Annotated in this window: 12 protein-coding genes; 11 read left to right on the top strand and 1 reads right to left on the bottom strand. The window is 39.4% G+C overall.

What is annotated here, in order from left to right; all coding sequences use genetic code 11:
• Nucleotides 1-36 precede the first annotated feature (36 nt).
• The 9 genes from EZY12_06425 to EZY12_06385 all read left to right on the top strand — a co-directional run bounded on the left by EZY12_06425 (nt 37) and on the right by EZY12_06385 (nt 14,304).
• On the top strand, nt 37-1,773 hold the full coding sequence (locus tag EZY12_06425; GenBank protein QSX69269.1) for a methyl-accepting chemotaxis protein: 1,737 nt from the start codon (nt 37-39) through the stop codon (nt 1,771-1,773).
• A 29-nt stretch (nt 1,774-1,802) separates the two neighbouring features.
• Nucleotides 1,803-2,597, top strand: a complete 795-nt coding sequence (locus tag EZY12_06420) for a chemotaxis protein CheW (GenBank protein QSX69268.1) — start codon at nt 1,803-1,805, stop codon at nt 2,595-2,597.
• A gap of 232 nt (nt 2,598-2,829) precedes the next feature.
• On the top strand, nt 2,830-5,757 hold the full coding sequence (locus EZY12_06415; protein ID QSX69267.1) for a response regulator: 2,928 nt from the start codon (nt 2,830-2,832) through the stop codon (nt 5,755-5,757).
• 64 nt (nt 5,758-5,821) lie between these two features.
• Nucleotides 5,822-6,832 carry a chemotaxis response regulator protein-glutamate methylesterase gene (locus EZY12_06410; GenBank protein ID QSX69266.1) on the top strand — a complete coding sequence of 337 codons (1,011 nt, stop codon included), beginning with the start codon at nt 5,822-5,824 and terminating at the stop codon, nt 6,830-6,832.
• Between the two features lie 160 nt (nt 6,833-6,992).
• Nucleotides 6,993-8,504, top strand: coding sequence for a response regulator (locus EZY12_06405; GenBank protein QSX69265.1), 1,512 nt, complete (start codon nt 6,993-6,995; stop codon nt 8,502-8,504).
• Nucleotides 8,505-9,446: 942 nt separating this feature from the next.
• On the top strand, nt 9,447-10,466 hold the full coding sequence (locus EZY12_06400; protein QSX69264.1) for a cyclic nucleotide-binding domain-containing protein: 1,020 nt from the start codon (nt 9,447-9,449) through the stop codon (nt 10,464-10,466).
• A gap of 67 nt (nt 10,467-10,533) precedes the next feature.
• Nucleotides 10,534-11,493, top strand: a complete 960-nt coding sequence (locus EZY12_06395) for an NHLP bacteriocin system secretion protein (protein ID QSX69263.1) — start codon at nt 10,534-10,536, stop codon at nt 11,491-11,493.
• Between the two features lie 66 nt (nt 11,494-11,559).
• On the top strand, nt 11,560-13,833 hold the full coding sequence (locus tag EZY12_06390; protein QSX69262.1) for an NHLP family bacteriocin export ABC transporter peptidase/permease/ATPase subunit: 2,274 nt from the start codon (nt 11,560-11,562) through the stop codon (nt 13,831-13,833).
• Between the two features lie 258 nt (nt 13,834-14,091).
• Complete coding sequence (locus EZY12_06385) at nt 14,092-14,304, top strand: hypothetical protein (GenBank protein QSX69261.1); 213 nt, start codon at nt 14,092-14,094, stop codon at nt 14,302-14,304.
• Between the two features lie 71 nt (nt 14,305-14,375).
• On the opposite strand, the gene EZY12_06380 is transcribed toward EZY12_06385, so the two are convergent.
• Entirely contained in the window at nt 14,376-17,084 is a 2,709-nt protein-coding gene (locus EZY12_06380; GenBank protein QSX69260.1) for an NHLP bacteriocin export ABC transporter permease/ATPase subunit, read from the bottom strand.
• A gap of 330 nt (nt 17,085-17,414) precedes the next feature.
• On the opposite strand from EZY12_06380, the gene EZY12_06375 reads away from it, so the two are divergent.
• Together EZY12_06375 and EZY12_06370 are read left to right on the top strand one after the other, a co-directional pair.
• On the top strand, nt 17,415-18,374 hold the full coding sequence (locus tag EZY12_06375; GenBank protein ID QSX69259.1) for a hypothetical protein: 960 nt from the start codon (nt 17,415-17,417) through the stop codon (nt 18,372-18,374).
• Between the two features lie 142 nt (nt 18,375-18,516).
• The gene (locus EZY12_06370) at nt 18,517-19,458 is read left to right on the top strand and encodes a hypothetical protein (protein ID QSX70544.1); all 942 of its coding nucleotides are present in this window, start codon (nt 18,517-18,519) and stop codon (nt 19,456-19,458) included.
• Nucleotides 19,459-19,461: the final 3 nt, after the last annotated feature.

The following is a 19,461-nucleotide window of genomic DNA, read 5'->3' as shown; positions in this document are numbered from 1 at the left end:
TTCGGCAATGATTTTGAAATCAATATTGGGGTATTCATGCTAAAGAATTTGAGCCTACAGACACGGTTAGCTAGTGCATTTTTATTTATCGGTTTAATTGTTTTCATCGTGGGCATTATCGGGTGGAGTGGTTCTAACCGGATGACTGGATCTATTAAAACATTCGCGGATAAAACATTTCCCAGTACCGTTAGTTTATGGAAAATTAATGAGGCACAAAGTAGAGTCCTAGCATTTCAGAATCTCTTACTTTCGCCATTGATAAGTATTGAGCAAGGACAAAAAGAAGTTGCCAAACTTAAAATGGCTTTGCAGGATATTAAAGAGGGATTTGAGGAATACAACAAGTTACCTCGTGACTCAGAAGAAGACCGAATTTACAAAACAGTTTTAACAGCATGGGATAAATGGTCAGCGGATAATGAGCAGCTTTTACAATTGAATGACCAATATGGAAGCTATGGGGTAAATAACCCTAGAAAAGTGCAGTTATTGTTATCACAACAAGGGAAAGCTAACACACCTGAATTTAGTAAAGCTGAAGCTGCTATTGGAATGAAGGATAAAATGCTGAATTTTTCAACTACCGCATTAGCATCTAGCTATAGTGCGGCAGATGAGATAGAAATGAAACTACTGGAATATAATACTAATTTAGCACAAAAAACTGCAAAAGAAGCAGCGGCTGACTCAGATCAAACTAATTTCTGGATATTATTATGCTTAATAATTGGTCCAATGACTGCTGTTGTTTTTGGGGTTATTTTTACTGAGCCACTGGCTCGCAATATTAATGAATTAGTCAAAATTTCTAAGTCTATAGCTAGTGGTGATTTAACCACTCAAATTCAGCCAGCAGGTAGTCAAGATGAAATTGGCAAATTACAAAATGCCTTTTATATGATGAACAAGGATTTAAATGCCTTGATTCGCCGTATTCAGCATTCAGGGGTACAAATTACAACTTCTAGTACACAAATTGCCGCTTCTGGAAAACAATTAGAAGCTACAGTTACCGAACAATTAGCTTCTACAAATGAAGTTGCTGCTACTGCTCAAGAAATTGCTGCTACCTCTAGAAATTTAGTAAAAATGATGGAGCAAGTGGCAGATATGACAAAACAAACTGCTGTTGGTGCAAGTGAAAGCCGTGACGAATTACAAGAAATGGAAAATACCATGCGGGAATTAACAGAAGCTACAAATTCTATTACTTCCAAATTAGGAATAATGAATAAAAAAGCAGGCAATATTAATAATGTTGTTATCACCATTACTAAAGTTGCTGATCAAACCAGTATTTTGTCACTAAATGCCGCCATAGAAGCGGAAAAAGCGGGAGAATATGGGGCAGGTTTTGCAGTCGTAGCTAGAGAAATTCGCCGATTAGCAAATCAAACTGCTGTCGCAACTTTGGAAATTGAGCAAATAGTGAAAGATATGCAATCGGCTGTTTCTGTAGGGGTGATGGAAATGGATAAATTCAATAATTCTGTGACTAATAGTGTTAAACAGGTAAACAAAATTAGTAACCAAATTGGTAAAGTTATTAATCAAGTGGAAAGTTTACCACCGCAGTTTATCCAAGTAAGTGAAAGTATGGAAGAACAGTCTCAGGGAGCAACACAAATTAGTGAAGCAATGGAGCAATTAACAGATGCTTCCCAGCAAACTGTTGATGCTTTGAGAGAAACTAATGGTGCTTTGGAACAATTGGAAGAAGCAGCACAATTATTACGCTCAGAAATTTCACATTTTCAAGTCAAAAATTAGTAAAAATAGGTAATAAAAAGGAAATGCTGATGAAAGAATCTAGTTATATCAGCAATGGCAAAGAAAGCGATGAGACAATATTAAATATTGTCAATAGTGAACAGCCAGTTTTCAATGATTGCTGGAATCAAATTGGCGTTAAGGGCGATCGCACTTGTAGCGAGTTGAAAACCGTAATTCATTGCTATGAATGTTCAGTTTATGCGGCAGTGGGGGATAGTCTCTTGGAAAGAGAACCACCAGCAGACTATCTCGAAAACTGGATAAATATTCTGGAAGAACCATCTGCAAATCCTGATATTTACGACAGTAATGAAGCAATTATTCGCACTGCTGAGGCAATTTCTATCATTATCTTTCAATTAGGAAATGAGAAATTAGCCTTACCAGTCAGAATGATGCAAGAAGTGACCCATCCTTGCATCATTCAACCTCTACCCCATCGCAGCAATGAATTATTTTTAGGTTTGGTAAACATTCGTGGAGAAACCTTACTTTGTGCTTCTCTGGATCATCTTTTACATATCCAAATAAATCAGGATATTGTCCACAAAAAACCAAATCAAGAAACTAATTCCACCGTTAAACCAATTAATCCGCAACGGATGATTGTCGCTGGACAAGGAGAAGATAAATGGGTGTTTCCAGTAGATGAAGTACATGGAATTTTCCGCTTTCATCTCAACGAATTACAAGATGCACCGGTTGTAATTACCAAATCCGAAGAAGGTTATACCAAAGGAATAGTTTATTGGGAAGGTAAGAAAGTAAATTATCTTGATTCTGATTTATTGTTTTATACCCTTAATAACAAGATTTTGTAATTGATAATTGATAATTGGTGATTGGTAAAATTTAACCTCTATCCCCTATCCCCTATTCCCTATTCCCTATTCCCTATTCCCTATTCCCTATTCCCTATTCCCTATTCCCTATTCCCTATTCCCTATTCCCTATTCCCTATTCCCTATTAATTAACTGTCACCTGTCCCCGTGGCGTAGCACCTGTCCCCGTGGCGTAGCACCTGTCACCTGTCACCTATTCCCTAGATTATTATGAGCAACTACACCATATTAGAACTGTTTCGTCAGCAAGTAGAAACTAGCGTTGCTACCCTGAAACAATGTCTTCCTACATTGAAAAATCAGCCGTGTTCCCAAAATGAAATTGAGCAAGCAATACAAGCGGCTCATTCCCTTTGGGGAACTACCAGCATTATGGAAATAGAAAAAGCTGCCAATTTAGTGCAGTTAATGAAAGATTGCTTTATTGCTGTTCAGCAACAAAGCATTAATTTAAAAGAAGAAGAAATTGAAACCTTACTTCATGCTAGTGATTTACTTTTGAGTATTAGTAAAGCGGCTGAAGGTAATTTAGATACATGGATAACAGACCATGCTTGGGATTGGAATACTACTCAGGAAACTATTGCTAATTTAATAGATAGGAAACAGGTGACAGGTGACAGGGAGCAGGTAACAGATAATTCTCTTCCTACCTACCCCACTCCCCCCACTATCCCTAGCTCTATCGAACTACCAGAAATGAGTAATGAAGGTGATTCGATGATGGATTTATTTAGGTTGGAGGCTGAAGCGCAAGTTACTATCCTAAATAATGGATTGCTGGTGATAGAAAACAAGCCTCAATCAGCACAGGAATTAGAAGCTTTGATGCGGGCGGCTCATTCGATCAAAGGGGCTGCGAGAATTGTTGGGTTAGATGGGGTGGTAGAATTAGCCCACGTCATGGAAGATTGTTTTGTAGCGGCTCAAGCCAAAACCATTACTTTAAGTCCCGATGATGTGGATGTGTTACTACAAGGGGTAGACTTGCTGCAAAATATTAGTCAACTAAATGATGCGGAATTACCAGGTTGGTTAGGACAACATCAAGCCGATTTCAGCAATATCCGTGATGATGTGGCAGCAATTTTACAGCCGGGGGGTAGAAAGCAAAGGGTAAACACTGCTTTTGACACCAATGCACAGATAGTTACTCCCCAGTCCCCAGTCCCCAATTCCCAGTCCCCAGTCCCCAGTCCCCAGTCCCCAATTCCCAGTCCCCAATCCCCAATTCCCAGTCCCCAGTCCCCAATTCCCAGTCCCCAATCCCCAATTCCCAGTCCCCAGTCCCCAGTCCCCAATTCCCAGTCCCCAGTCCCCAGTCCCCAGTCCCTAGTCCCTAGTCCCCAATCCCAACTGGCTGCTCGTGGGGGAGAAAATACTAATACTGTCAATAATCAAGATCGTGTTGTGCGGGTAAGTGCTGATAATTTAAATCGGATCATGGGTTTAGCGGGTGAATCACTGATTGAGGCTAACTGGTTACAACCTTTTGCGGATTCAATGATGTCGCTCAAATCTCGGATGTTAGATATTTCCCGGAGTTTGGAACAATTACAGGAGTCAATTGAGCAGAATTTATATGAGGAAGAGGGTAAAGAATATTTGGTGCAAGCCAGACAACAAAAACAAGAATGTATTGATTATATAGGCGATCGCTTGAATGAATTAGAGTTATATGTGCGTCGTACTGCTAGTTTATCAGACCGTCTTTATCGGGAAGTAATTAATTCCCACATGAGACCTTTTGAAGATGGTTTACAAAGTTTTCCGCGCATGATCCGAGATTTAGCACGAAATCTTAATAAACAAGTAAAATTAGAAATTATTGGTAAATCTACACCTGTTGATCGGGATATTCTCAAAAAATTAGAAGCACCTTTAACCCACATTCTCAGAAATGCTGTAGATCATGGATTGGAACTTCCAGAAGAACGCATTGCTGCGGGTAAATCTCCTGAAGGAACAATTCGTTTAGAAGCCTTTCATCGTGGAGGAATGTTAGCAATTACTATTAGCGATGATGGCAAAGGTATAGATCGTGACCAGTTACGGCAAAAAATCATCAATAAGAATTTAGTGACAACAGATATGGCTGCTCAACTTTCCGATGCAGAGTTGATGGAATTTCTGTTTTTACCTGGGTTTTCCACAGCTAAACAAGTTACAGAAATTTCTGGAAGAGGTGTGGGTTTGGATATTGCCAAAAGTATGGCACAAGATGTAGGCGGAACGGTACGCGCAAATTCTCAATTTGGCAAAGGAACAAGTTTTCATTTTCAACTTCCTCTTACTTTGTCGGTAGTTAGAACACTATTAGTAGAAATTTCTGGCAAACCCTATGCTATTCCTTTAGCGCGAATTGACCAAATCGTTACTTTAGAAAGAGACGAAATTACTGATGTAGAAAATCGCCAATATTTCACCATGAATGACCAAAATATTGGTTTAATAGCTGCTAATCAAGTTTTAGAATTACCAGCACAAAAACAGCAAAATGTCCCAGTTTTTATTGTTGTAATTAGTGACCAAAATAGCACCTATGGATTAGTAGTAGATAAGTTTTTAGGTGAGCGAGATTTAGTAGTTAGACCCCTAGATCCCCGCTTAGGCAAAGTTCCCGATATTAGTGCTACTGCTTTATTAGGAGATGGTTCACCCATTTTAATCATTGATGTTTCTGATATGGTACGTTCTATGAATGCCATTCTTAAAGGTGGAAATTTATCTAAGGTAATGATGCAAGCTGAGTTAGAAAGTGTCACTCGACATCGAAGAATTTTAGTAGTTGATGATTCCATTACTGTCAGAGAAATGGAACGCAAACTATTAGAAAATCGTGGTTATCAAGTGGATACTGCTGTTAATGGTGTGGAAGGTTGGAACGCAGTCAGAACCAATGAATATGATTTAGTAATTAGTGATATTGATATGCCTCGCATGAATGGCATTGAATTAGTTAAGCAAATTAAAAATAATCCGCGTTTAAATTATTTACCTGTGATTATTATTTCTTATCGTGACAGAGAAGAAGATAGAATTCAGGGTTTAGAAGCTGGGGCTGATTATTATTTAACTAAGAGTAGTTTTCATGACGATACTTTAATTAATGCAGTAATTGATTTAATTGGGAATTAGTCATTGGATAATTCACTTTACCTAGTCCCCATTCCCCCCAGTCCCCAGTCCCAATCCCCAATATATGAAAATTGCCATTGTTAATGATACACTTGTCGCTCTCAACACACTACGGCGCATTATCCAATCTGTTCCAGACTATGAAATAATTTGGGCTGCCAAGAATGGTAAGGAAGCAATTAATAAATGTCAGGAAAATCTTCCTGATTTAATATTAATGGATTTGATTATGCCTGTAATGGATGGAGTTGCAGCAACCCAACATATTATGAAATCTTCTCCTTGTGCGATTCTTATTGTCACTAGAAGTACAAAAGATAATATTTCTCAAGTTTATGAAGCAATGGGTTATGGGGCTTTAGATGTTGTTAATACTCCAGTAATGGATACAGGAAAATATGCAGATATGACTGATAAATTACTCAATAAAATAGCTATAATTGCCAAGTTAATTAAAAAGAGTTCAACACCCAGGAAAATAACATCAAAACGTCAAAATCCAATATTTACATCACTGGAATTAGTGGCAATTGGTTCTTCCACTGGAGGTCCCAAAGCACTGGCAACAATCTTATCAAAACTACCAACTAATTTTAATGCTGCGATCGCTATTGTGCAGCACGTTGATGGCCATTTTTCTAGCGGTTTTGCCGACTGGTTAAATCAGCAAACACCTTTACCTGTAAGATTAGCAGTACCAGGCGATCGCTTGCAAAAAGGTACGGTTTTAGTAGCAGGAACAAATGATCACCTCTGTTTACAACCAGATTTAACCTTAGCCTATACAAAAAATCCTATTGATTATCCTTATCGTCCTTCTGTTGATGTATTTTTTCACAGTCTTGCCCAACATTGGCAGAAGAAAGCAACGGCAATTTTACTCACAGGTATGGGTAAAGATGGCGCAGAAGGATTAAATGCTTTAAAACTCCAAGGTTGGCATACAATTGCCCAAAATCAAGAAAGTTGTATTGTCTACGGAATGCCCAAAGCTGCGGTTGAATTAAATGCTGCTGTTCAGGTATTATCTTTAGAGGGTATAGCTGCCAATTTACAACAATTTTTAAATAAGTAAGATAAATTGTATCAATCACCAATCACCAACTAAGTAGGTGAACAGAAAAATTTAAAGGTATGTGAAGAAAAGTAAAATCACTCAAAACTCTCTTCCTGTTCCCTGTTCCCTGTTCCCTTGCCCCAACGACAATTTTTAACGCCCACCTACTTACATAATTATGGAAGAACAAATTACAGTTTTATTAATAGATGATCAATCTATCATCGGTGAAGCCATTCATCGAATGCTCAAACCTGAAGCAGATATCGTTTATCATTACTGTAATGATCCTACTAAAGCTATTAAAGTAGCTAAAGATGTGCGCCCTACAGTCATTCTCCAAGACTTAGTAATGCCCCAAATGGAAGGGTTATTATTAGTTAAATTTTTGCGTTCTCAAGATTGTCTGACTGCTCATATTCCCCTAATTGTTCTTTCCAGTAAAGAAGATCCAACTATTAAAGCCAAAGCATTTGAATTAGGGGCAAATGATTACTTAGTAAAACTGCCAAATGCAATGGAATTAATAGCGCGGATTCGTTATCATTCCAAAGCTTATATTAACTTTCTCAAATGCCAAGAAGCAGAGGCTTTATTTAAAGCAGAAATTATGCGTCAAGCAGCATATATTGAGCAAGTTGGTAAATTAACAAGTGCCGCTTCTGATGTGGAAAGAGATGCCTTTCAACCCACTATTTTAGAAGAAGTTGCTAAACGTAGCGACGAACTCGGACAATTAGCAAGGGTATTTACTCACATGGTGGAAACAGTCAAAACTAGGGAAAAAGAACTCACCAATGCTAATACCCAATTAGAATCTTTATTAAAAGCTTATGGAAGATATGTACCTCATGAATATCTGCGATTTTTACGAAAAGAAAGTATTATCGATGTGAAATTAGGTGATCACGTTAGTAAAATTATGGGGGTAATGTTTAGTGATATTCGTTCCTTTACAACTATTTCAGAAGGAATGACACCTCAAGAAAACTTTAATTTTGTCAATGCTTACCTCAAACGAGTTAGTCCCGAAATTCGGAACAATTATGGACTAATAGTCAAATTTTTAGGTGATGGGATGATGGCGGTTTTTCCTGATGGTGCTGATGATGCTGTAGCCGCTGGCGTTTCTAAACTTAAACGGGTAGAAGAATATAATAAAAAGCGATCTGAAAATGGCTACATCTCTATCAAAGTGGGGATTGGTATTCATGTCGGACACATGATGTTAGGCATGGTTGGAGAAGAAAACCGAATGCAGGGAGATGCGTTTTCTGATAATGTGAATTTAACAGCCCGTTTGGAAGGATTGACTAAATTTTATGGTGTATCTCTATTGATTTCTGAACAAGTATTAGGTAATCTTAGTAATGCTAGTAAATATCAAATTCGCTTTTTAGATCGGGTAGTTGTTAAGGGTAGAACTGAACCAATTTCTGTTTATGAAGTATTAGATGGAGAAATTGATGAAATCCGATTTATTAAGTTACAAACTCAGTCTGATTTTGATCGTGCTTTAGAATATTATACTTCAGGTGATTTTGACAAAGCAAAAGATTATTTTGCAAAGGTTTTGGCTGTAAATTCTGCTGATAAAACCGCAGATTTATATTTAACTCGTGTCAATTACTTATTGGCAAATGATAAGCCAGAAAATTGGAATGGTGTTTGGCGTTTTACCGAAAAATAGCCTAGTAGTTCGTCAAATTTATTTTGACGGGTAATGATCGGAAAAAACTTCTGTTCTTTCCTCCCCTGCCCCCCTGACAAGTGTAGGTTTTTTACATTGAGATTGATAATAGGGGCCAGACTTGGCAGACAAGGAGGGAAAGTGGACAAGGAGGAAGGAGAAAGAAGAATTAAAACCTATGAAGATAGGGAACATATCGGGCAGAATTTTCCGGTTCTTTTTCTTCATACTCCCTTGTCTACTTTCCTTCCTTGTCTTCTTTCGTCCAGCATAAAACCCAATTGTAAAAAACCTACACCTGTCAGCCCCTGCCCCCCCCGCCTCTCTTCTCCCCCTGCTTGCCTTCACCCGTCATTTTCGGGTTGACAGACTACTAGTACCGCAGGGCGGAATTATCAGAGGGAGCAGGGAACAGAAAAAATTCAACTTCAACCGCCTTGTCATCCGTTAAGAATTCATGTATAATAAGGTATCAAGGATTTTTGGTTCTTCGGGTATTTTTATGGAAAACCTGGTTCAAAATGATTGAAAGCCCTATTGTGTAGGCATTTTATTGAAAATATGGGAATAATTGTTTATAACCCTTGTCCCGTAAGGGTTTTGTTATCATCAATCCTCAATCACCATAAAAGAGACGCAAGAGCCGGATTTTTTTGGGTTTTCTTGCGTCAACTCAATCTATGGTAAGTAGGTAGACGTAAAACAACTAAAACGTGTAACGTATGTAAATTTACCTCAATGCGTTATTGTGGTTGAGTTTTAGCCATTTCACAAAACGAATCGCACTTTTGATTTTCCTCCGCCCACCTACTGGTCTGTCAATTTTGTTTTTGTGTTTAATCGGTTCCTAAATCAAAGATTCCCAAAATTGGATACAGACAATTTTAAACTTGACAGACCACTACTCTTAACAGACTACTACTCATAACGAAAAAAACAGTCATGAAACAAAACCTTTTAAGCTTTTCTCCTTTCCGAGTTCTCAAAGACGCTGATTTCGAGTGGCTGGAATTAATCGGGCAAAAGAAAAATTATTCATCAGGAACAGTTTTAACCGGGGAAAATAAATCTGCTCCTTATCTATACATTTGCTTAAGCGGTAGTCTAGCAGTAACAGTGTCACCACTAGAAGCCAGCAAAGAAGAATTAATTACGTTTTCTCCAGGGGAAATTATCGGAGAAAATTTGCTTTTAGATCAACAAGCAGCAACCGTCATGGTTAAAGAACCTGCTGAACTTTTAGTCTTACCTCAAGAGCAACTGACAAAAAGATTAGCACAAAACAGCGAATTTGCGGCTCGCTTTTATCATCTTCTGTCCATCTGCTTATCAGAACGCTTGCGGAAATTAACTAAATTAATGGCAAATCGCAACCTCAAAGAAGGCGAACCTCTGCGGAAAGTTTTAGTTGTATTTGCCACTCTTAATGATAGCGATATCGCTTGGATGGTAGCTAACGGCGTTTCCGAAAAAGCTGCTTTAGGTAATACGTTAATTCAACAAGAACAACCCGTACCCGCCGTTTATCTTTTGCTAGAAGGAATGTTAGGCATCTATGTTTCTATTCCTCAAAATGGCAGTGTTGTCGAGAAAGAAATTGCTCAACGTGTTAAAGGCGAAATCTTCGGAGAAATGTCCTTTGTTGATGGTGGTGTAGCTTCTGCCAGTGTTAAATCTCTAGAAAACGCTTGGGTGTTGGCACTACCACAAAAAATGTTGGCGGCCAAGTTTCAAGAAGACTACGGATTTGCTCAACGGTTTTATCGTTCCCTGGCTCTAATTCTGTCTAATCGTTGTTTAGACTTGTTGACCCGTGGCAGTCTGGCTAATGGCAGTCAATCCTCCATGGGGATGCTTTCAGAAGATATCGAAGTGGAAGATGAACTTGATTTTGACCTATTAGAAGGAACTGCGATCGCCGGTACTCGTTTTGATTGGATCATTCAACAACTCCGCCGTTAAGTTTAATCCTGATCGCTCATTTCTAAAAATACCAGAAAATACGAAAATAATCTGCGAATAGTCAATTATGGTTTTCAATCAGGATAAGAAAAAAGAAGCTATTTTTCGCCAAGAATCCTTAGAACGTTTGTCTTCTCCAGAACGTTTAGACCAATTGATGCAGGTAATTGCTCCTAAAGATTGGTTAGCTCTGACAGTTTTTGGTAGTTTGGCAATTTTAGGTTTGGGATGGAGCATTGTCGGTCGGATTCCGATCACCGTTGAAGGTAAAGGTATTTTCTTACAACCTCGACAAGTTGTGGAATTGCAATCTTCTATTGCTGGACAATTAAAATCTTTAAATGTCAGTAACGGACAGTGCGTAAAAAAAGATCAAGTGCTGGCAACTATTGATCCGGTTTCTCTGCGAGAACAATTACGTCTAGAAACTACTAATCAGCGTCATAAAGAAATCCAAGAAGTTAACCGGGAAATCACAAGACTAGAACAACAAGTAACCGAAAATAGTAAAATTATTAGTTCTCAAGATGGCTGTATTTTAGAATTAACTGCCAGTTTGGGACAGGTAGTACAACCTGGGACTCGGTTAGGAAATATGCGAGTTGGTAATGGGGAAAGATTGGGTTTAGCAATGGCTTATTTTCCTATTAAAGATGGTAAGCAAATTAAGTCAGAAATGCCCATTGCAATTACTCCAGATACAGTCCAAAGAGAACGATTTGGCGGTATTGTTGGTCAGGTTACTGCTGTTTCTCCCCTGCCTGTCACCGTAGAAGGAACAGTTGCGATTATTGGCAATTCAGAAATAGTAAAAAGTCTGATAGGTGAGACGGGAGCCGCAATTCAAATCACGACTAATTTACAAACTGACGATCGCAATCCTAGCGGCTACAAATGGTCTTCTTCCAAAGGTCCCAACTCGAAAATTACACCAGGAACAACAGCAGTAATCAGAGTAACAGTAGAAGAGCGATCGCCAATTACTTTCCTACTACCCTTTTTGAGAGAAATAGCCGGCATGAATTGAGCAGGGGGCAAGGGAGAAGATTTTTCTTTGTCTTCCCAATTACCAATTACCAATTACCAATTACTTATGCAACTACTTGAAAAACTCAAAAAAACTGCTGTAACAACACCTAAAACCGAAAAATCCCCCGAAAAATCCAAATATTACAACAATCGTTTCCGAACGCCGACCTTATTGCAAATGGAAGCTGTCGAATGTGGAGCAGCCGCTTTAGGCATCATTCTCAGCCATTATGGGCTGATTGTTCCTTTAGCAGAACTACGAGTGAGTTGTGGCGTTTTCCGTGATGGTTCTAAAGCCTCCAATATTCTCAAAGCAGCACGTAATTATGGAATGCAGGCCAAAGGATTTAAAAAAGATATCAAACAACTGCAAGAAATCAAACCACCATTTATTATCTTTTGGAACTTCAATCACTTTCTGGTAGTAGAAGGCTTTGTCAGTAATACCAGTGGTGGAACACTGCGTGAGCGTGTTTGGTTAAACGATCCCGCAACTGGACCTCGTAGCGTCACCATGCAGGAGTTTGACGAGGCTTATACTGGTGTTGTGTTAATCATGGAGCCAGGAACAGAATTTAAGAAAGGTGGGGAAAAACCAAGTATTATGGGCGCGTTATCCTCTCGGCTCAAAAATTCCTTTCCTGAACTGTTATTTTGTGTTTTGATTGGCTTTTTGTTAGTAATTCCCAGCTTGGCAATAGCAGCCATGAGCCAAGTTTTCATAGATAATATATTGATGGAAAAGAGGTATGAATGGCTTAAACCAATGTTAATTGGTATGGGTGCGATCGCCCTCCTGCAAGCAGTTATGAACTTACTACAACTGCAAAAGCTAAGATACCTAAATCTGCGCCTTTCCATCAGCATGACAGGGCAATTTCTGTGGCATCTTTTATCCTTACCTACAGGTTTCTACGCCCAGCGATATGCCGGAGAAATTAGCAGTCGCATTGGGATTAACAACAAAGTTGCCTCCATCCTATCAGGACAATTAGCGAGAACTACGATTGATGCGGTAATGATTATTTTCTACGGGGGAATCATGCTGGCTTACGATTGGTTGCTGACACTTATTGGCATAATTGCTGTTGCCATTAATGTTGCTGCTATTCAGTGGCTGTTCCGTCGTCGGATTGATACGAGTATGCGGTTAGCACAAGACAGTGGTAAACTCGCTGGGGTAGAAATCGGGGCATTACAAAGTATTGAAACCATCAAAGCTGCCGGATTAGAGTCCGACACTTTTAGTCGGTGGGCAGGATACTATGCTAAACTGACCAGTTCCGAACAGGAAATGAGCCAGAATGAACAGTGGGTATCGCTGCTACCATCGTTTCTCTCATCCTTAACTACCATGCTGTTATTAGTTGTCGGTGGGTTACGGGTGATAGATGGTCACTTAACAATTGGAATGTTAGTGGCTTTTCAGACCTTGATGATTAAATTTCAAACTCCAGTCAATACCTTAGTGGGACTGGGTACAACCATTCAGACCCTAGACGGTGATCTCAAACGCTTGGATGATGTCCTAAAAAATCCTACTGATGCCGCACTAAAACAGCAAGCTACCAGTGAAAAATCACCCGTTCAATATGCTTGGCCGATAGAAAACTGTCGCTTACAGGGTGATGTAGAAATCCGTAATCTGACCTTTGGATACAGTCGGGTAGAAGAAGCATTAATTCAAAACTTCAGTTGTATCCTCAAACCCGGACAGCGAGTAGCTTTTGTCGGTGGAAGTGGTTCAGGTAAGTCTACAGCCTCCAAAATTGTCACCGGCTTATACGAACCTTGGGAGGGCGAGATTTTGTTTGATGGTGTTCCCCGACAGCAGATTCCCCGTGCAGTCATTACCAATTCCCTAGCTATGGTAGAACAGGATATTTTTCTGTTCGGTGGTACGGTGCGGGATAATTTAACTCTGTGGGATGAGACAATTTCTGATGTGCAGTTAATGAAAGCCTGTCAAGACGCGGCGATTTTGGATGTAGTCATGGCCATTCCCGGCGGTTTAGACGGCAAATTATTAGAAGGTGCATCTAATTTGAGTGGCGGACAGCGCCAACGGTTAGAAATTGCCCGGGCTTTGGTGAATAATCCGTCAATTTTGGTGATGGATGAAGCCACAAGTGCGCTGGACACAGAAACAGAGAAAATAATTGACAGGAATATCCGGCGACGGGGTTGTACTTGTCTTATCTTTGCTCACCGTTTAAGTACAATTCGTGATTGTGATGAGATTATTATTTTGGAACGAGGAAAAGTTGTTCAAAGAGGAACTCATGAAGAAATGAAAGATGTAGAAGGAGCATATCAAAGATTAATTCAAGCCGAATAAATTGTAGGGGTAGAATTAATTACACAATTGATTTTTCTGTTCCCTGTTCCCTGTTCCCTCTCTCAACGAGTGAATTTAATTTTGTCCGACTACTTAATTCATTATGTCTTTACAAACTAACACAATAAAAACTGAAATTTTGGCTGGTTATGGAAGCTCACCAGCAGAAATTACCGAACTATTACAGCGGTTTCCGCTCTTATGAGGTACATCTTAGCCCCCTCATCGCTTGCGGGGTGGGGGTTGGGGGTGGGGTTCTTGTACCTCATAACATCGGGAAGTGCTGTAGCTTACACTCAAACCACTTTTAACTCTACCAATTTAACAGAATCACCAACTTTTCCTTTAGATTCAGAACCCCACATTACCGCGTGGGAAAGGTATTATTCAAAAGCTGAAGAAATAGGAGTATTTAAAGCTTTGCGTTCAGCCTTGCTCCAGTTACAATTTCCTATTATCGAGAAAAGCTAGGAATTAGCGATTTAGATATTGTTCATTGGCAGTTTTTAGTCAGATATGAAAAGCCCCTGAGTTAATAAATATCACGCCACCTGTCGTGCCATCAAATCAGCAAACATTCCCGGTTGAGACATCAATTCTTCAAAATTTCCTACTTGCTTAACTTCCCCGGCAACAATTACATAAATGCGGTCTGCATTCCGAATTGTACTCAAACGGTGAGCAATGACAATTCTGGTGACATCTAATTGTTCTAAACTTTCACTGACAATGGCTTGAGTGCGATTATCTAAAGCACTGGTCGCTTCATCAAAAATCAAAATTCTCGGTTTTAAAACCAAAGAACGAGAAATTAATAATCGCTGTCTTTGTCCTCCCGAAAGATTCGTTCCCCCTTCAGATATAACCGTGTGCATTCCCATCGGCATTTGTTCAATATCTTGGGCAAAACCTGCCATTCTCGCTGCTTCCCAAGCTTCATCCATTGTCACTAATGCACCACTAGAAATATTCTCAAAAATAGAAGAACTATTAATCCGACCATTCTGTAAAACTACACCTAATTGTCGCCGGATTGCCCAAATATCTAATCCTGATAAATTCTGTCCATCATAATAAATTGTTCCTTCTTCTGGCTGCTCAAATCCTAACATTAAGCGGATAGTTGTTGATTTACCGCTTCCTGATGGTCCAACTAAGGCAATAAATTCTCCTGGTTTGGCTTCAACTGTGAGTTTATCCAGGGTTAATGGTCTATCTTCTCCATAGCGAAAGCTCACCCGATCAAGTTTAATTCCACCCATTAATCGCCCTGGATCAGTTTTATCATCATCCACTTCCGGTTTAGCTTCCAGAATGGGCTTAACTCGGTCCCAAATTACATTAACTTCCATCACTTTGATAATCGTATTACTTAGTTTGGTAATACCAGAGACGAAAGTACCAAAGGCAGCATTAAAGGCTAAAAAAGTTCCTGTAGAAAATCCTGTTTGTCCTTGGGTTTGTGCCTGGACAATTAGAGTAACAGCCACACTATAAATCGCTATAGAACTAACAGTTGGTAAGATGGTGTTGAAAAGTGTGGCAATATCTTCCACAGATTCAGTTTTTAAGGTTAATTTGAGTTGTTGCCCGAACTTTTTTGACCAATAGGCAAAAGCTCTTTCTTCCGCACCAGCAACTCGCAACTTTGTCACACCACCGATTAACTGCACAGTCAAACCAGATATTTCTCCGGTGATTTCTTGCATAGGAATCATGGTTTGCCGGGAGAAAAAGAAAGAAAAATAGGTAATAGGGATATTGATTGCGGCTACAGCGATCGCTATTAAGGCTAATTGGGCATTGTAGGAAAACAGTAACCCCAAATTCAACAGGGAAAAGAAACTATCGAATAGTGACCTCATCACACTCCCTGTGAGAATTTGGCTGAGTTGGTTAATACCAGAAACACGAGATTGCAAGTCCCCGATGGTGTATTTACGAAAGAAAGCGGGGGGCAATTTCAGCAACCTGTCCCAAGTTGATGCCTGAGTTTGGACTTCTGCTAGGGCTTGAACGCGAGTAGTAGCCACATTCTGAACTAAATCTAATAGGGTGCTTCCAAAATTTACTGCTAATAACCCTAAAGCAATTTGCAAAATCAAGCCACGATTGGCACTAGGAATGGCATTATCAATTAAAATCCCTGTGGCTTGGGGAATTACCATTCCCAAGATAGCGATCGCTGCACCTAAAATTAATATTGTTGCCCCATCCCGCATGATGCCTCTGGTAGCAAATTTGAGAATTTCCAGGGATTTCAACATCTTTTCCGGAAACGGCCGATAGAAAACATAGGCAATCGGGGAAATCAATTGAGCCGTGTCTGCATTCACCCGAATCCGCTGCATCTGTTCGGGATCGAAGATTTCGTAATGATTGCCACTTACGGGTAGCAAAGCCAGGGGACGTTCATCCTGTGCCGTGTATGCCAAAATTGCACCGGAGTCAAATTCCCACCAAGCCCCCCGTAAAATGACTCGACGAGTGCGAATCCGAGAGGCACGAGCGATAGCTGAGAGGGGGTCTTTTACCCTGTGAGGGTCTTCTGATCGGGCTGGTGGACGGATTTCAATGCCCATCGCTCTACCCACTGCCCCGGCGGCAATTAAGAGGGCTGTTCCTTCTTGAAAAAATTCGGCTTCTTGACGGCGAAAAATAGCCGTAAGATTATTAACTGCGCGATCGCTTGCTGCTTGATTTAACCGTTGACGAGACTGAAATTGCTCGGCACGGGTGACAATTTCTTTTTGGTCGAGTTGGTGAAGGCAAAGTAAAAAGTCAGCATGGAATTGCTCCAGGTGTTCACTGACGGACTCTAAACTATGCAGTGCTTCTAGGTTAATGCCATTGAGGGAAATATCAGCCTCTTGTAAAGATTCTACCAAGCGATCGCTCCATAGTTGCAAGGGCTGAAAAAGTGATTTTCTCTGGCCATTACCCTCGGTAATTACTTGGGTGATCCAGTCCGTCAGAGGAATTGGTACTAAATGGGTTTCTTCGTAAGCAACAGCAATTAATCCATGAGACTGTCCTTCTAATACCGTTGGGATACCAAACAACACATCTGACGGATTGACATCAAAAAGATAACGTCGCGCTCCCTGGGGATTACCATTAGTTATAGCGATCGCAAACACTGCCATTGCTCCAGCTTTCAACATCCACACTGTATCCGGTGTATCTATCGAAAAAGGGCTGTTACTTTTAATTACTTGTATGCCAGTATTAAAATTAAGTAAGTGAGTCATTTGATCAGTGACAAAATTAAGTTTGATAATTCAATACTATGTGTATAATACACAAAATCGTTCTTGTAAACAAAAACACATTAGTGCGATTGATAATGACCATTAATTAATTTAAAAAAATAATGGTTCTACCGCTCCCTTTATGATATTTTCGGTAAAATATCCAAAATATCCCTGAAATTCCTACACTAATTGGATTTGAGGTTTTAATTTTTTCAAAAGTAGGAGCGAAGCACGACCTAGGAATCGCTCTTAATTTAGATAAAACCTATATACAGCAATGGTTTTGGATATCTAAAAAAGATATTTAATCACAAGGGAAGCGGTAGAATGAATTCACAAAACCAAAAAAACTGGGAATTACAGCAACTAATCGGATGTACTTTTGCTAAAAGTGTCGCTAAGGTGAATCAATTTGTTATAGCAGAGTTTGAGCGGGAAATTATTACCAAGCAATTGTACTATCATAGAATAGATCATGTAATATCTGTACAGCAATGCGCTCAATTAATTTTTCAGGTAATTCGTCCTTATTTGTCAGCAGATGTAGAGACAATTAACAGGATGGAATTATTGCTGGATGTTTGTGCGATCGCTCATGACCTAGTACAAGTGTTTATGCCTCACGAACCCTACACATCCCGACGAAGACAAGCAGGGGTCAGCGAAAATGCAACGGTGGAAAAGTTATTTGCATATATTCAAGTTTTCAATCAACAAATATTGGCATCTAACCCAGAGAGTACCGCTATTTTCACAGATACGGATTTGGCAATTATTCAAGAAGCAATTATTGCTACTACTTGTGATTATGATGTCGCAGAACAATCCATTTATCAACCATCTCTTTATGATGAAAGTCAGCTGATCTCAGTAGTAGCTGGCATCATTGCTTTAAGTGATATTAACTCTTTAGGAATTGAGGGAATAGCATATTATAAACGGGAGGGTGGCTTGCTGTTTTTAGAAGAAAATCCCGATATTATTCCTATCATTCAAAATCAAAGTGTAGGAACTCTGTCCACAGATGATCCAGAACTTTATGAAAACCTGAGACAGCGTTTATTACGACGCGGGAAATTCCAAGTCAACTTTGCTAAATCTCGCTTAAATCGTCTCTCCAGTGAGTTAGCTTTTTTACCAGCAGATGCCATCCCCACTGTAACTCAAGAAGTATTTAAGTATTTAAATTTAGAAACTATCAGAGAAATTGAAGCAACTACCCCCACAGATTCAGAAACACCTTTAGAAGTATTAATCCAATTTTTTGAATTTGATCAGTTGATTTAGGTATTGAGATATAGCAGAAGTTATGTTTCGCCGTGAGCGTTAGCGGATCTCTTTTCCTCCTGTTTCTTGCTACAATAAACATCCTTCATTATTCCTAATAGCAATGAATTCACAAAACCAAGAAAAATGGGAATTACAGCCAATAGTCGAAGTAGGTAAAACATACATCAATTGTACTTTTGCTGAAAGTGTTACTAGGGTAAATCAATTTGTTCTAGCAGAGTTTGAGCGGGAAATTATTGCCAAGCAATTGTACTACCATAAAATAGATCATGTAATAGCTGTACGGCAACGCTCTCAATTAATTTTTCAGATCATTCGTCCTTATTTGTTAGCAGATGTAGAGACAATTAACAGGATGGAATTATTGTTGGATGTTTGTGCGATCGCTCATGACCTAGTACAAGTGTTTATGCCTCACGAACACCACACATCCCGACGAAGACAAGCAGGGGTCAGTGAAAATGCAACGGTGGAAAAGTTATTTGCATATATTCAAGTTTTTAACCAACAAATATTAACATCTAACCCAGAGAGTACCGCTATTTTCACAGATAGGGATTTGGCAATTATTCAAGAAGCAATTATTGCTACTATTTGTGATTATGATGTCGCAGAACAAGCCATTTATCAACCATCTCTTTATAATGAAAATCAGCCTATCTCAGTAGTAGCTGGCATCATTGCTTTAACTGATATTAATTCTTTAGGCATTGAAGGAATAGCATATTATAATCGGGAGGGTAGCTTGCTATTGTTAGAAGAAAATCCCGACATTATTCCTATCATTCAAAATCAAAGTGTAGGAACTCTGTCCACAGATGATCCAGAACTTTATGAAAACCTGAGACAGCGTTTATTACGACGCGGGAAATTTCAAGTCAACTTTGCTAAATCTCGCTTAAATCGTCTCTCCAGGGAGTTGGCTTTTTTACCAGCAGATGCCATCCCCACTGTAACTCAAGAAGTATTTAAGTATTTAAATTTAGAAACTATCAGAGAAATTGAAGCAACTACCCCCACAGATTCAGAAACACCTTTAGAAGTATTAATCCAATTTTTTGAATTTGATCAGTTGATTTAGATA

This window comes from Dolichospermum sp. DET69, from assembly GCA_017355425.1.
Taxonomy (GTDB): Bacteria; Cyanobacteriota; Cyanobacteriia; order Cyanobacteriales; family Nostocaceae; genus Dolichospermum.
Note: the sequence above shows the minus strand (reverse complement) of the source record. Positions and strands in the feature narration are given on the sequence as shown.

Excerpts from the sequence above, each read along its gene's own strand:
- EZY12_06425 (QSX69269.1), top strand. The coding sequence starts at position 37 with ATGCTAAAGAATTTGAGCCTACAGACACGGTTAGCTAGTGCATTTTTA.
- EZY12_06420 (QSX69268.1), top strand. The coding sequence starts at position 1,803 with ATGAAAGAATCTAGTTATATCAGCAATGGCAAAGAAAGCGATGAGACA.
- EZY12_06415 (QSX69267.1), top strand. The coding sequence starts at position 2,830 with ATGAGCAACTACACCATATTAGAACTGTTTCGTCAGCAAGTAGAAACT.
- EZY12_06410 (QSX69266.1), top strand. The coding sequence starts at position 5,822 with ATGAAAATTGCCATTGTTAATGATACACTTGTCGCTCTCAACACACTA.
- EZY12_06405 (QSX69265.1), top strand. The coding sequence starts at position 6,993 with ATGGAAGAACAAATTACAGTTTTATTAATAGATGATCAATCTATCATC.
- EZY12_06400 (QSX69264.1), top strand. The coding sequence starts at position 9,447 with ATGAAACAAAACCTTTTAAGCTTTTCTCCTTTCCGAGTTCTCAAAGAC.
- EZY12_06395 (QSX69263.1), top strand. The coding sequence starts at position 10,534 with ATGGTTTTCAATCAGGATAAGAAAAAAGAAGCTATTTTTCGCCAAGAA.
- EZY12_06390 (QSX69262.1), top strand. The coding sequence starts at position 11,560 with ATGCAACTACTTGAAAAACTCAAAAAAACTGCTGTAACAACACCTAAA.
- EZY12_06380 (QSX69260.1), bottom strand. The coding sequence starts at position 17,084 with ATGACTCACTTACTTAATTTTAATACTGGCATACAAGTAATTAAAAGT.
- EZY12_06375 (QSX69259.1), top strand. The coding sequence starts at position 17,415 with ATGAATTCACAAAACCAAAAAAACTGGGAATTACAGCAACTAATCGGA.